At 72.3% G+C, this 15,177-nt stretch carries 11 protein-coding genes; 2 read left to right on the top strand and 9 right to left on the bottom strand.

Features of this window, described 5'->3' with window-relative positions; all coding sequences use genetic code 11:
* Window positions 1-334: 334 nt before the first annotated feature.
* The gene (locus tag IE185_RS07220; RefSeq protein WP_138896393.1) at window positions 335-1,273 is read right to left on the bottom strand and encodes a 2-hydroxyacid dehydrogenase; all 939 of its coding nucleotides are present in this window, start codon (window positions 1,271-1,273) and stop codon (window positions 335-337) included.
* Window positions 1,274-1,348: 75 nt separating this feature from the next.
* Here IE185_RS07220 and IE185_RS07215 point away from each other — a divergent pair, with 75 nt between their 5' ends.
* The gene (locus IE185_RS07215; RefSeq protein WP_138906521.1) at window positions 1,349-2,341 is read left to right on the top strand and encodes an aldo/keto reductase; all 993 of its coding nucleotides are present in this window, start codon (window positions 1,349-1,351) and stop codon (window positions 2,339-2,341) included.
* A 196-nt stretch (window positions 2,342-2,537) separates the two neighbouring features.
* On the top strand, window positions 2,538-3,725 hold the full coding sequence (locus IE185_RS07210; protein ID WP_189714823.1) for a PQQ-dependent sugar dehydrogenase: 1,188 nt from the start codon (window positions 2,538-2,540) through the stop codon (window positions 3,723-3,725).
* 94 nt (window positions 3,726-3,819) lie between these two features.
* Here IE185_RS07210 and IE185_RS07205 read toward each other — a convergent pair whose 3' ends face one another.
* From IE185_RS07205 to IE185_RS07170, 8 genes are all read right to left on the bottom strand, one after another.
* Window positions 3,820-6,924, bottom strand: coding sequence for a helix-turn-helix transcriptional regulator (locus IE185_RS07205; RefSeq protein WP_138894631.1), 3,105 nt, complete (start codon window positions 6,922-6,924; stop codon window positions 3,820-3,822).
* A gap of 91 nt (window positions 6,925-7,015) precedes the next feature.
* On the bottom strand, window positions 7,016-7,201 hold the full coding sequence (locus IE185_RS07200; protein WP_138894625.1) for a hypothetical protein: 186 nt from the start codon (window positions 7,199-7,201) through the stop codon (window positions 7,016-7,018).
* Window positions 7,202-7,374: 173 nt separating this feature from the next.
* Window positions 7,375-8,064: a hypothetical protein gene (locus IE185_RS07195; RefSeq protein ID WP_138894624.1), complete on the bottom strand. Its 690-nt coding sequence runs from the start codon at window positions 8,062-8,064 to the stop codon at window positions 7,375-7,377.
* Between the two features lie 35 nt (window positions 8,065-8,099).
* Window positions 8,100-8,657 (bottom strand): GNAT family N-acetyltransferase, encoded by a 558-nt coding sequence (locus IE185_RS07190; protein WP_138894623.1) that lies wholly within the window; start codon window positions 8,655-8,657, stop codon window positions 8,100-8,102.
* A gap of 15 nt (window positions 8,658-8,672) precedes the next feature.
* A complete protein-coding gene (locus IE185_RS07185; protein WP_138894622.1) occupies window positions 8,673-10,892 on the bottom strand; it encodes an MMPL family transporter in 2,220 nt (739 codons plus the stop codon).
* Window positions 10,893-11,072: 180 nt separating this feature from the next.
* Window positions 11,073-13,172 carry a phosphocholine-specific phospholipase C gene (locus IE185_RS07180; protein ID WP_138894621.1) on the bottom strand — a complete coding sequence of 700 codons (2,100 nt, stop codon included), beginning with the start codon at window positions 13,170-13,172 and terminating at the stop codon, window positions 11,073-11,075.
* Window positions 13,173-13,415: 243 nt separating this feature from the next.
* Entirely contained in the window at window positions 13,416-14,927 is a 1,512-nt protein-coding gene (gatB, locus tag IE185_RS07175; protein WP_138894620.1) for an Asp-tRNA(Asn)/Glu-tRNA(Gln) amidotransferase subunit GatB, read from the bottom strand.
* Window positions 14,928-14,943: 16 nt separating this feature from the next.
* A complete protein-coding gene (locus IE185_RS07170) occupies window positions 14,944-15,177 on the bottom strand; it encodes a hypothetical protein (protein ID WP_138894630.1) in 234 nt (77 codons plus the stop codon).

Here is a 15,177-nt window from a genome sequence, read left to right as displayed (position 1 = left end):
CCTGGGCGGCCGGGAACGGTCGCGGGTCCGGCCCGCCCAGCGGACCGCCGGCACCGTGCCTTTCGCGCCGGCCGTGCGGAGGTTGTCGCCGGTGGCCCCGCCGCGTCGGATCCTTGGTCCATTCGCCGTGCATCGCCCGTCGCCCCCCTCACAGTCCGGTCGCTCCCCAGCGCCGTGACAATGCGCGGCGCAGCCCCTTGGTCCGGACGATACACCAATCCCGTCACTCAGGGACACACTCCCTCTACTCTCCGTAACGAGCTGAGGGGCTGTCGGCACGCCGCGCATTCGGGTGGCTTCGGAGTGTGTCCGTTCTTGATCCGCTCCAAACCGCTCAGGGGGTGGTGAGCACGATGTTGCGCAGGGGGTCGCCGGCGGCGAAGCGGGTGAGCTGATCGGCCATGAGGCGCTTGGCGCGCGGCATGAACGCCGACGTACTGCCGCCCACATGAGGGCTGATGAGGAGGTTCGGAGCGTGCCACAGCGGGTGGCCGGCGGGCAGCGGCTCGGGGTCGGTGACGTCGAGGGCGGCGCGCAGGCGGCCCGATTCGAGCTCGGCGAGCAGTGCCTTGGTGTCCACGACGGGGCCGCGCGCCACGTTGACCAGCAGTGCTCCGTCCTTCATGCGCGACAGGAAGTCGCCGTTCGCCAGGCCCTGGGTCGCCTCCGTCAGCGGGGTGGAGAGAATGACGACGTCGGCGGAGGGCAGCAGTCCGGGCAGGTCGGCCAATGGGTGCACCGGACCGCGCTCCGTTGTACGGGCAGAGCGCGCGACGCGCGCCACCCGCGCACATTCGAACGGCGTGAGCCGGTCCTCGATGGCCGCCCCGATGGAGCCGTACCCGACTATCAGGACGGACTTGTCGGCGAGCGCGGGATAGAAACCGGCCCGCCACTCCTCCTGGTCCTGACCGCGCACGAAGCCGGGGATGCCGCGCAGCGACGCGAGGACGAGGGCGAGGGTCAGCTCGGCGGTGCTGGCCTCGTGGACGCCCCGGGCGTTGCACAGGTGCACCCCGGAATGCAGGTCGGCGAGGCCCGGCTCGACGTGGTCGATGCCGGCGGAGAGCGTCTGGACCGCGCGAACGGAGGTCATGGCGGCGAGCGGGCGCACCGCGACCTCGGGGCCCTTCATGTACGGGACGACATAGAAGGCGCAGTCGGCGGGATCGGCGGGAAAGTCCTGGCCACCGTCCCAGAAACGGTAGGTGAAGCCGTCCGGGAGGCCCTCCGTGCCGAGGGCGGGGACCGGCAGCCATACGTCTGAAGTCATGGCCACGAGGCTATGCGAAGGGCGGCGGAGCGCAGAGGTTAGTTTGGGGAGCGGCAGAGGGAGGGGTACGGGGAGTTGGAGCGCAGGACAATCGGTGCGGCAGCGCTCGAAGTGGGTGCGATCGGACTGGGGTGCATGCCGATGAGCTGGGCTTACACCGGCTCGCAGCAGCGCGGGGACCGGTCGTTGCGTACCGTGCACGCGGCGCTCGACGCGGGGTCCAGCCTGCTCGACACGGCCGACATGTACGGGCCCTTCACCAATGAGCTGCTGCTGGGGCGGGTGCTCAAGGAGCGGCGCGCCGATGCCTTCGTCTCGACCAAGTGCGGGCTGCTGGTCGGCGATCAGCACATCGTCGCCAATGGGCGTCCGGGGTACGTACGGCGGGCCTGTGACGCTTCGCTGCGGCGGCTGCAGACCGATGTGATCGACCTCTACCAGTTGCACCGGCCCGATCCGGAGGTGCCGGTCGAGGAGACCTGGGGCGCGATGGCGGACCTCGTGCGGGCCGGGAAGGTGCGGGCGCTCGGGGTCTGCGCGGTGGGGGCCCGGGCGTCGCGGCGGCCGGGGTCGCGGATGCATGACGAAACGATTCGCCAGCTGGAGCGGGTGCAGCAGGTCTTTCCGGTGAGCGCCGTGGAGGCCGAGCTGTCGGTGTGGTCGCCGGAGGCGCTGACGGCGCTGCTGCCGTGGTGCGAGGCGAGGGGCATCGGCTTCGTGGCCGCCATGCCGCTGGGCAACGGGTTCCTGACGGGGACGCTCAAGCCGGGGCAGGGTTTCGAGCCGGACGACGTACGGGCGAGGCATCCGCGCTTCACCGCGGAGATGATGGCGGCGAACCAGCCCGTGGTGGCGGGGCTGCGCCGGGTCGCCGAGCGCCACGGCGCGAGTCCGGCGCAGGTGGCGCTGGCATGGGTCCTGGGGCGCGGCCGCCACGTGGTGCCGGTGCCGGGGACCAAGCGCGAGCGGTGGGCGGTGCAGAACGCGGGTGCGGCGGCGCTGCGGCTGACGCCGCGGGACCTGGCGGAGATCGCGAGCCTGCCGCCGGCGCGGGGGTCGTGGGACTGACGGGGGGCGATCCGCGACCGGCTGATCCCCCGGGGCCGCGTGGGACGGACGAGGAACAGCACCTCTACCCCGGGGCGACGCTCCTCCCGGCCGGGACGACCCGCGACCCGGCTGATCCAGAACGGAACCCGGGACCGGCGAGCGGTGTATGAAGAGTGAGAGCCGCCGCCGGCGACGAGTGCCGGCCGTCGAAGGGATGCCCACCGTGCAACGTCCTGCTGTGACAGCTGTGTTGGCTGCCGCCGTTCTCCTGCTCACCGCGGGATGCTCCGGCGGGGACGGGAACGCGCCGGCCCCGACGGCCACGGGCGGCACGAACGGCGCCAGTGCGTCGCCGTCCGGGGACGCGTCCGGGCCGGGCGCCGGAGCGCGCGCCGAGCCGCCGCCCGCGAAGGGCTCGGTCGAGGTGGCGGGCACGCTCACCGAGGGCCTCAAGTCGCCCTGGGGGCTCGCCGCGCTGCCCGACGGCGATCTGCTGGTCTCCTCGCGCGACGAGGGCACCATCACCCGGGTCGACGGCGAGAGCGGTGAGAAGACCCGGATCGGCACGGTGGCCGGGGTCGCGCCGGCCGGGGAGGGCGGCCTCATGGGCCTGGCCGTGTCGCCCGGCTTCGCCTCGGACCACATGGTCTACGCGTACTTCACCACCGAGTCCGACAACCGCATCGCCCGCATGCTGTACGACGAGAAGAAGCCCGCCGGGCAGCAACTGGGGGCGCCGGACACCATCTTGCGCGGCATCCCCAAGGGCACGGTCCACAACGGCGGACGGATCGCCTTCGGCCCGGACAAGATGCTCTACGCCGGAACGGGCGAGACCGGGGAGACGGGGCTGGCGCAGGACAAGAAGTCGCTGGGCGGCAAGATCCTGCGGATGACCCCGGACGGCGAACCGGTGCACGGCAATCCGGAGGCCGACTCGGTCGTCTACTCGTACGGGCACCGCAATGTGCAGGGGCTGGCCTGGGACAGCGAGAAGCGGCTGTGGGCGGCCGAGTTCGGCCAGAACACCTGGGACGAGCTGAACCTGATCCGCCCCGGCGGCAACTACGGCTGGCCCGAGGTCGAGGGCAGGGGCGGCGAGGAGGGGTACGTCGACCCGGTCGCGCAGTGGAAGACGTCCGAGGCCTCGCCGAGCGGCATCGCGTACGCCGCCGGGTCCATCTGGATGGCGGGCCTGCGCGGCGAGCGGCTGTGGCGGATTCCGCTGGACGGCACGAAGACGGTGACCGACCCGGAGTCGTTCCTGGCACAGAAGTACGGCCGGCTGCGGACGGTCGTGGCGGCGGGCGGCGACAAGCTCTGGCTGGTCACCAGCGAGACGGACACGCGCGGCACCCCGGAGGCGGGCGACGACCGCATCCTGGACCTGGAGGTGAAGTAACCGGCCGCCCAGGCGTCCGCCGCCGGCGGGCCCGGCGCGCGGCGGGGCGCGCCGAAGGCCGGGGCGGGCCGCTCGGCGGCGCGCGGCGTGCAGGTCAGGCCGTGGCCAGGGACTCGTCCTGAAGGTCGGGGAACAGGTGCAGGCGATGGGCCACGGCGGCGGCTTCGCCCCGGCCGGAGACGCCGAGCTTGGCCAGGATGTTGGAGACGTGCACGCTCGCCGTCTTGGGCGAGATGTACAGCTCCTCGGCTATCTGCCGGTTGCTGCGTCCGGCCGCGACCAGGCGCAGTACGTCCTGTTCACGGGGGGTCAGGCCGAGCGACGCGGCCGGGCTCGCCGTGAGCACGGGGACTTCGGGGGCCTGGGTCAGCGAGAGCCGGGCGCGCTGGGCCAGCAGAGCGACGCTCTCGCCGAGGGGACGGGCGCCCAGGTGGTCCGCCGCCGCGCGGGCCAGCCGGAGCAGCTCGGCGGCCCGCTCGCGCTCGTCGGCGTTCAGCTCGCGCGGGCTCGGCGCACCGGCCTGCGGCCCGGCGGCCACGTCGGCGGTGGTCGAGGCGGCCAGCAGGGACTCCGCCCAGCGCAGCCGGGTGCGGGCCAGGTCGTACGGGCGCTCCAGTGTCTCGAACCCCGTGACCACGCCCGCCCAGTCGTCCGGGGTGACGCGGCCCTCGGCCCGGCGCAGTTCGGCTCTCACCCAGCGTTCGTACGCGTGCCAGAGCGGCACCGGGGTGGCCAGCCGCTTGGCGCCGGTCCGGATCAGCTCCAGGGCTTCGGCGCGGCCCTCGCGCGCGGCGGGCAGGCCGCGTGCGTCCGCCTCCGCGACGGCGGCTTCGACGAGGAGGGCCCAGGCGTAACGGTGGGTCCCCAGGGGGAAGCCGGCCGCCGCGGCCCGGGCGAACTCGGCGCGGACGTCCAGGATGCGGCCCCGGGCGGCGGCGAGGGCCAGCTGGACGCGGTGCAGCGGGAGGTCGTGCTGGGGCATCGGGTCGTGGCTGCCGAAGTAGGCGCGGGCGGCGGCCAGCCGCTCGTCGGCCGCGGTCAGTTCGCCGCGGGCGCGCGCCACGTCGGCCTGTATCCAGGCGGCGGCCCCGCGCGGCTTGGGGCTGGGCGCCGAGGCCCGTTCGATGTCGACGGCGTGCTCCACGGCCTCGCTCCAGCGCCCGAGGGAGACGAGCGACTCGGCGAGGTTCCCGCGGACCCAGGCCTCGACGTCGGCGAGGCCGTACTTGCGGGAGAAGGCGACGCCTTCCTCGGCGATCTCCACCGCTTCCCGGGAGCGTCCCACCGACTCCAGGGCCGAGGGGAGGTTCACATGGATGCGGCCCGCGACGCTGGCCATGCGCTGGGCGACGGCCTGCTCCTTGACGGCGTACAGCGTGGCCAGGCCGCCCTCTATGTCGCCCGAGTCGACGGTGAGGCCGCCGAGGGTGGTCAGGGCGGACAGTTCGGTGTCGCGGGCGCCGACCATGCGCGCGTACTCCACGGCCTGTTCGGCGGAGACCAGGCTTTCCGGGCCCGGCTCGTGGAGCATGCCCCAGCCCGCGACGTACGCGAGGACCTCGGCGTGGACGGCGGACGGCGGCAGACCGCGCACGAGATCGCGTGCGCGGGCGAGTTCGGCCCAGCCGTCGCCCCGGCCGAGGCTGGATATGAGCTTGCAGCGCTGCACCCAGAACCACGCCTCGCGCAGCGCGTCGCCTTCGCCGTCGAGCAGTCTCAGCGCCTTCTTGGCGATCTTCAGGGCCCGTTCGCGCTCGCCGCCGAACCGGCCGGCGACCGTGGCTTCCGCCATGAGGTCGAGGTAGCGCAGCGGCGTCGTGGCGGGGTCGCAGCCGCACGGCGGGTAGACCTCGGCGTAGTCCAGGGGCCGCAGCACCGCGCGGACGGCCTCGGGGGCGTCGTCCCACAGCTCCATCGCGCGTTCGAGGAGGCTGAGCTGGTCGGCGTACGCGTGGCGGCCGCGTGCCTCGACGGAGGCCTTCAGGACGGCGGGAAGCGCCTTGGCGGCGTCGTGCGCCGCGTACCAGTAGCTGGCGAGGCGCGTGGTGTACTCCTCGGCCCGCACCAGTGCGGGGTCGGCCTCCAGCGCTTCGGCGTACCGCCGGTTGAGGCGGGAGCGCTCGCCGGGGAGCAGGTCGTCGCTGAGTGCCTCGCGCACCAGGGAGTGCCGGAAGCGGTACCCGTCGCCGTCCGGTGTCGCGAGCAGCAGATTGGCGCCCACGGCGGCCCGCAGGGCCTCGATCAGGTCGTCCTCGGGCAGTCGCGCGACGGCGAGCAGCAGCCGGTACTCGACGGTGGAGCCGCCTTCGGCGACGATTCTGGCGACCTTCTGGGCGTCGTCGGGCAGCGTTTCGACGCGGACGAGGAGCAGGTCGCGCAGGGAGTCGCTGAGGCCCGTGGCGCAGCCGGTCCCCATGCAGGAGGCCAGTTCCTCGACGAAGAAGGCGTTGCCGTCGGAGCGGGTGAAGACCTCTTCGGCCAGCGCCGCGTCCGGCTCGGCGGCGAGGATTCCGGCCAACTGGCGGTGCACTTCGGCCCGGTTGAAGCGGGGCAGCTCGATGCGCCGGACCGTGCGGAGCCGGTCGAGTTCGGCGAGGAGGGGGCGCAGCGGATGGCGGCGGTGGATGTCGTCCGCGCGGTAGGTGCCGATGACGACGAGGCGGCCGCGCCGCAGGGTGCGGAAGAGGTACGCGAGGAGGTGCCGGGTGGAGGTGTCGGCCCAGTGCAGGTCCTCCAGGGCGAGCACCACCGTACGGTCGGCGGTGATGCGCTCCAGGAGACGGACGGTCAGCTCGAAGAGGCGCGTCATGCCGTCCTCGTTGTGCTGGTCGCGGGTGGTCTCGCCCAGCTCGGGCAGCAGCCGCGCCAGTTCGCCCTCCTGGCCCTCGGCCGCGGCGGCGACCTCGTCGGGCATCCTGCGCCGCAGGGCGCGCAGCGCGGTGGAGAACGGCGCGAAGGGCAGGCCGTCGGCGCCGATCTCCACGCAGCCGCCCACCACGACGACGGCGCCGGCCTCGCAGGCGGCGGCGAAGAACTCCTCGACGAGGCGGGTCTTGCCGACTCCGGCCTCACCGCCCACGAGCAACGCCTGCGACTCGCCCGCGGTGGCGCGGGCGAGCGCATCGGTGAGCTGGGCGAGTTCGCCGGCGCGACCGACGAACACGGGGCTGACAGACCTGGTTTCCACATCGCCGAGCATCGCACAGGGGTCCGACATCGTGGGGGCGACCAGTGAATCTCTCAAGGTCACGACCGTCATCGTGGATCCTTCGGTCAGCCGTCGGGCCGCGTCAGGCGGCCCGTGCGAAGCGGTTGCGCAGCGAACTCACCGGCCCCTCCGAAGCGTTCTGCCCGGAGGAGCGGGCGGCGCGGCGGCGGGCCTTGCGGGCCTTGGCGGCCTGCCGTGCGAGGCGCTCGCCGGCGGCGACGCGCCTGAGCTCGGCCGCGTGCTGCTGCTGGATCTCGTGCTCGAACATGGTGTTCTCCCGGTGAGGTGGGTCTTCGTCGGTCTCGCTTCCGCGATGACTCCACTCTCGTTTCCCAGGGGCCCCCGCCGCATCGGGAGACTGCCGCATCTTGACGGCACGAAGGGCCTTAGGGACGTACGCGCGAAGGTGCGTACGTCCCTAAGGCCCCTGGCGCGGCTGCCTTACTGGCCCGCTCCGGCGCCCGTGGGAGCGGCGGGCGGCGTGGGCATCGCGGCGAAGAGGTCGAAGTACATTCCGGCCGACACGAGCAGCCCGAGGACGCCGAGGGCGAAGCCCGCCCACGCGAAGGAGCTGACCCACGCGGGCCGGATGCCCGCGCCGGGCGTGCCGAAGGACGGGCGGACCAGCACCACGGCCGCCACGACCAGGGCGAGGAGCGCGAAGCCGCCGTTGACGAGGGCGGTCATGTGCCAGCCGTTGCCGTAGAGCGCGGCGACCTGGTCGGCGGGGCTGTCGGTCTGCTGGGCGCCGAGCTGGCCGATGAGCGTCTGGCGCTCGGCGGCGACGCGGCTGGTCCAGGTCCCGGTGAGGGCGGCGAAGCCGAGCACCGTGGAGACCACGGCGGCGGCGCCCGCGCCGACGCCGGACGAGGAGGCGGCCGGTGCCTCGTCGAGGAGGTCCGCGTCGTCGTCGGCCTCGTCGTCGTGGGCGGCGCCGGCCTCCGCGTCGGCCTCCGCGGCGTCGGCAACGGCCTCGGCGTCGTGGTGGTCGTCCTTGCCGACCACCACGACGCTGTCCGCGGCCGCCCGGCCGCCGGCGGGGGCCTCCTGGCCGGCGGCCTTCGTGGTGTCTTGTGCGGCGATCTCGTCGCCCTTGTTCTCGTCGGACCGGGTTCGGGCTGCAGCTGTCATACGCCGCACGCTAGGCGCGGTTTCTGAGAGCTCTCTTAACGGCTCTCGCGCCACTCCGGTGCCAGCACCGACCAGATCTCCTGGTCGTGCCGCACCCCCCGGTACGCGTGCGCCTCGCGCCGTACACCGTCCCGGGTCATCCCCAGCCGCTTCGCCACGTTGATGCTGGCGGTGTTCCCGGAGGAGACCAGCCACTCGACCCGGTGGACCCCCCGCTCCTCCACCGCCCAGTCGATCAGTACCCGCGCCGCGCGGGTGACCAGGCCCCGGCCGACCGCGGACTCCTCCAGCCAGCAGCCGACCTCGCAGGTGCCGGCCTTCGCGTCGAAGAGGCGGAAGAGGACTCCGCCGACCAGCGTGCCGTCGAGCCAGATGCCGTAGATCCGCCCGGCGTCGGCCGCCTGCTTGTCCGCGTACGACTGGAGGAAGGCCCGCGCCGCGTCGAGGTCCTCGGCGGCCGCCGCGAGCCCGATGAACCGGCCGATGTACTCGCGTCCGCGGTCGATGTGGGCGAAGTACTCCTCGGCGTGCCAGGGCTCCAGGGGGCGCAGCACCGCGTTCTCGTCGCCGCCGCCCAGGTGTATCGCGAACATCCCGCTCCTCGCCGGTTATCGCACGAGCTGCTGGGACTCCTCCGGGTCGCCCGTGCGCTGGACCTTGATCTTGTCATGGGCGGGCAGGGCTTCGGCGGGTTCGATGCTGATCCGCGGCAGCCACCGGCCCAGCCGGCGCGGCAGCCACCAGTTCGCGCCGCCGAGCATGTGCATCAGGGCGGGGACCAGGAGCGTACGGAGGACGAACGCGTCCAGGGCCACGGCGGCGGCGAGCGCGATGCCGAACATCGCGATCACCCGGTCGCCGCTGAGCACGAACGCCAGGAAGACCGAGATCATGATCACGGCAGCCGAGTTGATCACGCGGCTGGTCTCGGCCAGACCGACCCGCACCGCCCGCCGGTTGTCGCCGGTCTCCAGCCATTCCTCGTACATCCGGCTGACGAGGAAGACCTGGTAGTCCATCGAGAGCCCGAAGAGCACCGACACCATGATCACCGGCAGGAACGGTTCGATCGGCCCCGCGCTGCCGAGCCCGAGCAGTTCGCTGCCCCATCCCCACTGGAAGACGGCCACGACGACGCCGAAGGAGGAGGCGACGGCGAGCACGTTCATCAGGGCGGCCTTGAGCGGAATGCCGACGCTGCGGAAGGCGAGCAGCAGCAGGACGCAGCCCAGCGCGATCACGACGCCCACGAAGAGCGGCAGCTTGTCGACGATGACCTCGGCGAAGTCGTCGTACCCGGCGGTGATCCCGCCGACGTACACCTCAAGGGTCGTGCCCCGCTCGGCCTGCGGCAGGACGCTCTCGCGCAGCCGGTCGACCAGGTCGCTGGTCTCCTGCGACTGCGGCGACGACTGCGGTACGACGGTGAGGGCGGCCGTCCCGCCGTCGGCGCCGTACGCCACCGGGCTGACGGAGGCGACACCGTCGGTGCCGCGCACGGTGCCGGCGAGGGCGTCCATGGCGGCGCGGTCGTCGGCTCCGTGGACCTCGGCGACGAGGGTCAGCGGACCGTTGCTGCCGGGACCGAAGCCGTCGGCGATCAGGTCGTACGCCGAGCGGGTCGTGGAGGACGCCGGGTTGTTGCCCTGGTCGGACGTGCCCAGGTGCAGGCCCAGCGTGGGCAGCGCGAGGACCAGCATGACGACGGCGGCGACGGCGCCGAGCAGCTTGGGGTGGCGCTCCACGAAGGCGGACCAGCGGGCCGCGAACCCGGTGGGCAGCTCGGGCTTCGGGCCGTGCTCGGCGAGCTGCCTGCGCTCGCGGCGGCTCAGCGCCCTCAAGCCGATGAGGGAGAGCAGGGCGGGCAGCAGGGTCACCGAGGCGGCGACGGTGAGCAGGACGGTCAGCGACGCGGCGATCGCGACGCCGTTGAGGAACGACAGGCGCAGTATCAGCATGCCCAGCAGGGCGATGCAGACCGTAGCGCCGGCGAAGACGACGGCGCGGCCGGTGGTGGCGACGGCGTTCGTGGCCGACTCGGTCACGGACAGGCCGCTGCGCAGCCCCTTGCGGTGCCGGGTGACGATGAACAGGGCGTAGTCGATGCCGACGCCGAGCCCGACGAGCATGCCGAGCATCGGCGCGAAGTCGGCGACCGTCATGACGTGGCCGAGGAGGACGGTGCCCGCGTACGCCGTGCCGACGCTGACCAGGGCGGTCGCGATCGGGAGCAGGCTGGCCGCGAGCGAGCCGAAGGCGACGAAGAGGACGACGGCCGCGACCACCACGCCGACGAGTTCGCTGAGGTGCGAGGTGGGAGCCTCGGTGAGGGCCACGGCGCCGCCGCCGAGCTCCACCTGGAGCTGGCCGGTCTGAGCGCTCTTGGCGGTCTTGACGAGCGCCTCGGCCTGCTTCTGGAGGACGTCGTCGGACTGCGCGTCGAAGGTGACGGTGGCGTAGGCGGTGTGCCCGTCCTTGCTGATCTGGGCGGCGCCCTCGCGGTCGTACGGGCTGACGACGGACTCCACGCCGGGCAGGTCCTCGACGGCGTCCAGCGTCCGCGTCATGGACTGCTCGACTCCGGCGGCCTGGACGGTGGTGCGGCCCGCGGTGTGCCAGACGACGGTGTTGCCGTCGCCTCCCCCGCCGTCGAACGCCTCGTCGAGGAGGGCGGTGGCGCGTCCCGACTCCGTGCCGGGCACCTCGTAGTCGTTGGAGTACGCCGAACCGGCGACTCCGGCGGCTCCCGCGACCACGCCGAGCGCGAGAAGCCAGAGCAGGACTGAGGCGAAACGGTGCTTGACGCACCACCGGGCGATCGCTGCCAACGGATTTGCTCCCTGGGTGGTTCGTGGATCTTCACCGGGACCAAACCCGCAAAGAACTCAGGACCTACGCTCAGCTACCTTGACAGCCAAACGTGATCCTTTGTCCCTTTCGTGTGCATCATCACAGGAGTGGCGGGAGCCGGGGCACTGCTCCCGGGCTCCCGCAAACCACCCGGTCTGTCAGCCTGAGACGCTCGCGCGCCCGTTCTCAATGTGCCCCATGAGGCGTCGGCGGAAAGCATCGTCACCCGTAACGGTGATCGCCAAGTCGTACCACCCGTGGGCGTCCGCGGCGGAGTGCACCACGGTGCGGCTGCGGCCCGGCTTCACGGTGATCCGGCGGGGCCGCCCGTCGTCGAGGTCGGCCTCGTCCGCGTAGGCGAGCGTCGTCACGGTGAAGGTCAGCGGCTCCTTGCCCCGGTTGGCGAGGGTCAGGTGCAGGTCGCGGTCGCCCACGTCGAGGTGCGAGGACACTTCGGCGGCCCCCGTGCGCGTACCGGCGAACTCGCGGCGGAAGCCGTTCGGCCCGGTGACGGTGAAGCGGTAGGCGTCCCGCGTAAGGGGTACGGCCCATCGCGCCGTGCCCCTTACGTCCCGGTGCTGCGGAATGGCGAACTCGCCGGCGTAGGGGTAGAGCGCGAAGTGCGCGCTCGCGCGCCCCGTGTTGCTGAGCTCGACCTCGAAGACGCCGTCTTCGACCTTCCCGTGGGCGTCCGGCTGGTACGGCAGCGGGCGCGCGGGGCGCGTCCCCTCCTCCTGTACGGGCATGTGCTGCTCCAGCGGCGGTACCGGCCGCCAGCGCCCCGTGAACGGCGGGACCGCGCCCGGCTGCTCCACCGGCGGCTGCCGGCGCCCGCGCCCGAAGTCGAACGCGGAGGTCAGATCGCCCACGACCGCGCGCCGCCACGGCGTGATGTTGGGCTCCTCGATGCCCGTCCACCGCTCCAGGAAGCGGATCACCGACGTGTGGTCGAAGACCTCGGAGCAGACGTACCCGCCGACCGTCCACGGCGAGACGACCAGCATCGGGACCCGGATGCCGAGCCCGGTCGGCCGTCCCTGGTACCGCTCGTCGGTGTGGTCGGCGGGCGGCACGGGCGGCGGCACGTGGTCGAAGAAGCCGTCGTTCTCGTCGTAGTTGATCAGCACGACGGTGTGCCGCCAGACCTCCGGGTGCGCGCCGAGCGCGTCGAGCACCTTGTAGACCAGCGAGGCGCTGGCGATCGGCGACGAGGAGCCGGGGTGCTCGGAGTCGACCGCCGAGGGCACCAGGTAGGACACCGCGGGCAGCTTCCCCGCCGCCACGTCGGCCCGGAAGTCGTCGGCGAGCCCTCCGGTCGGGACCCGCCGCAGGCCGCGCTCGAACAGCGACCGCTCGGCGCGGGTCAGCGTCGCCACGCCCTCCTCCAGCGCGGCGAGCAGCCGCTCGCGCTCGGCGGCGTCGGCCGTCTCCCGCACCTTGGCGTAGAACGCCTCCATGTACGTGAAGCCGCCGGGAGCCTTCGCGAGCGCCTTGCGGGCGATCGCCTTGAACGCCGTGAAGAACTCGACGTTGTTGTCGGTGAAGTTCTCCCACTCCTGGTACGTCTTCCAGGACCGGCCCGCCTTCTCCAGCCGCTCGGCGTACGTCGGCCACGGGTAGCCGGGGTGGGTGCCCTCGGCGTACGCCGCGTTGGTGACGGCGCGGCTGCCGTCGGCCTCGTGGCCGGTCCAGCCGCTCCACAGGTGGTTGCGGTTCGGGCTCGTCGAGGTATGGATCGACGAATGGTAGGCGTCGCAGATGGTGAAGGTGTCCGCGAGCTCGTAGTGCAGCGGCAGGTCGCGGCGGTCGTAGTAGGCCATGGTGGCGGCGGTCTTGGCCGACACCCAGCCGTCCATCCAGCCCTGGTTCCACGCCTTGGCGCCGCCGCCCCACGAGTGGTCGAGGTCGCCGATGTACTGCAGGTCCCTCTTCTGCGCCTCGGCCGCGTCCCGTACCGGGAAGGGCAGGACGGAGCGCAGCGGGCCGGGCTGCTCGAAGACCGGCTTGCCGGAGGGCAGCTCCACGGCATTGCGGTCACCGAAGCCGCGTACGCCGCGCAGGGTGCCGAAGTAGTGGTCGAAGGACCGGTTCTCCTGCATGAGGACGACGACGTGCTTGACCGCTCTCAGACCGCCGGAGGGCGGTTCGGCGGCTATCGCCGCCTGCAACGAGGGTGGAAGCAGCGATCCGGCCGCGGCGGCGCCGACGGCGCCTGTGCCCAGCGCGAGCATCCTTCTGCGCGAAATGTCCGGTGACACGCTCGACCTCCCAGTCGACAGCCAATGGTCCGCCTGTGATCCATTGAGTGGTACGTCTGGGACGGTAGTGAGGCCGGGTGGCGGCGAGAAGACCCGGCGACGACTCCGGCGTGAACGTCCAAGACAAGGCGCCAAGAGTCCAAGCGCCTTCCGGCCACGCGCGAGCGGCCCCCGCACGCCGGAGGGGCGGCGCCCCGGAAGGTTCCGGTGCGCCGCCCCTCGGGCGTGTCGGGCGTACGGGCGTCAGCCCTCGGTGACGCCGAGCTTCTCCAGGATCAGCTCGCGCACCCGCGCCGCGTCGGCCTGGCCGCGCGTGGCCTTCATGACCGCGCCGACCAGCGCGCCGGCCGCGGCGACCTTGCCGCTGCGGATCTTGTCCGCGATGCCGGCGTTGGCGGCGATGGCCTCGTCGACGGCCGTGGACAGCGCGCCCTCGTCCGAGACGACCTTCAGGCCGCGCTTCTCGACGACGTCGTCCGGGCCGCCCTCGCCCGCGAGGACGCCCTCGATGACCTGGCGGGCCAGCTTGTCGTTGAGGGAGCCCTCCTTCACCAGGGCGGTGACGCGGGCGACCTGCTCCGGCGTGATCGGCAGCGACGCGAGGTCACGGCCGGACTCGTTGGCGTTGCGGGCCAGCTCGCCCATCCACCACTTGCGCGCCGAAGCGGCGTCCGCGCCCGCCTCGATCGTGGCGACGATCGGGTCGATCGCCCCGGCGTTCAGCATCGACTGCATGTCGTGCTCGCTGACGCCCCACTCCTCGCGGAGGCGGTTGCGGCGTACCCGCGGCAGCTCGGGCAGCCCCTTGCGGAGCTCCTCGACCCACTCGCGCGCGGGGGCGACAGGCACCAGGTCGGGCTCCGGGAAGTACCGGTAGTCCTCGGCGTTGTCCTTGATGCGGCCGGCCGTGGTGGAGCCGTCCTCCTCGTGGAAGTGCCGGGTCTCCTGCACGATCGTGCCGCCGGAGTTGAGCACAGCGGCGTGCCGCTGGATCTCGAAGCGGGCCGCGCGCTCCACGGAACGGAGGGAGTTGACGTTCTTCGTCTCGGAGCGCGTACCGAACTCCTCACGGCCGTGCGGCCGCAGCGAGAGGTTCACGTCGCAGCGCATCTGGCCCTGCTCCATGCGCGCCTCGGAGACGCCGAGCGCCTTGATGAGCTCGCGGAGCTCGGCGACGTACGCCTTCGCGACCTCGGGGGCACGCGTGCCCGCGCCCTCGATCGGCTTGGTGACGATCTCGATGAGCGGGATGCCGGCGCGGTTGTAGTCCAGGAGGGAGTGGGACGCGCCGTGGATACGGCCCGTCGCGCCGCCGACGTGCAGCGACTTGCCGGTGTCCTCCTCCATGTGGGCGCGCTCGATCTGCACGCGGAAGATCTCGCCGTCCTCCAGCTGGACGTCCAGATAGCCGTTGAAGGCGATCGGCTCGTCGTACTGGGAGGTCTGGAAGTTCTTCGGCATGTCCGGATAGAAGTAGTTCTTCCGGGCGAAGCGGCACCACTCGGCGATCTCGCAGTTGAGCGCGAGGCCGATCTTGACGGCCGACTCGACGCCGATCGCGTTGACGACCGGCAGCGAGCCGGGCAGACCCAGGCAGGTGGGGCAGGTCTGGCTGTTGGCGTCCTGCTTGAGCTCCGTGGAGCAGCCGCAGAACATCTTCGTCTTTGTGCCGAGCTCGACATGGACCTCCAGGCCCATGACGGGGTCGTAGGACGCGAGCGCGTCCTCGTACGACACCAAATCAGTGACGGTCACGGTGAAACTTTCCCTCTCAGCCCAGCAGGACGTCGTCGTCGCCGAGCTTCTTCAGCTCGCGGTAGAGCAGAGCGAGGCCGGTGACGATGGCGGCGGCGGAGACAGCGGCGTCGACGAGACGCAGCGTGTCATTGTCCTTGCGGGCCATACGGGCCTGCTTGACGACGCTGATGGCGCCGAAGGCGGTGGAGCCGATCGACAGGTACGTAGCAGCCTTGGAATTCTTGAATCCCTTGGCCTTGATGGGCAT

Origin of the sequence: Streptomyces chryseus, from assembly GCF_014650755.1 — a bacterium.
Lineage (GTDB): Bacteria > Actinomycetota > Actinomycetes > Streptomycetales > Streptomycetaceae > Streptomyces > Streptomyces chryseus.
The sequence above is the reverse complement of the archived record's forward strand: the minus strand, read 5'-3'. Positions and strand labels throughout refer to the sequence as shown.

Excerpts from the sequence above, each read along its gene's own strand:
- IE185_RS07220 (WP_138896393.1), bottom strand. The coding sequence starts at position 1,273 with ATGACTTCAGACGTATGGCTGCCGGTCCCCGCCCTCGGCACGGAGGGC.
- IE185_RS07210 (WP_189714823.1), top strand. The coding sequence starts at position 2,538 with ATGCCCACCGTGCAACGTCCTGCTGTGACAGCTGTGTTGGCTGCCGCC.
- IE185_RS07205 (WP_138894631.1), bottom strand. The coding sequence starts at position 6,924 with ATGCTCGGCGATGTGGAAACCAGGTCTGTCAGCCCCGTGTTCGTCGGT.
- IE185_RS07200 (WP_138894625.1), bottom strand. The coding sequence starts at position 7,201 with ATGTTCGAGCACGAGATCCAGCAGCAGCACGCGGCCGAGCTCAGGCGC.
- IE185_RS07195 (WP_138894624.1), bottom strand. The coding sequence starts at position 8,064 with ATGACAGCTGCAGCCCGAACCCGGTCCGACGAGAACAAGGGCGACGAG.
- IE185_RS07190 (WP_138894623.1), bottom strand. The coding sequence starts at position 8,657 with ATGTTCGCGATACACCTGGGCGGCGGCGACGAGAACGCGGTGCTGCGC.
- IE185_RS07170 (WP_138894630.1), bottom strand. The coding sequence starts at position 15,177 with ATGCCCATCAAGGCCAAGGGATTCAAGAATTCCAAGGCTGCTACGTAC.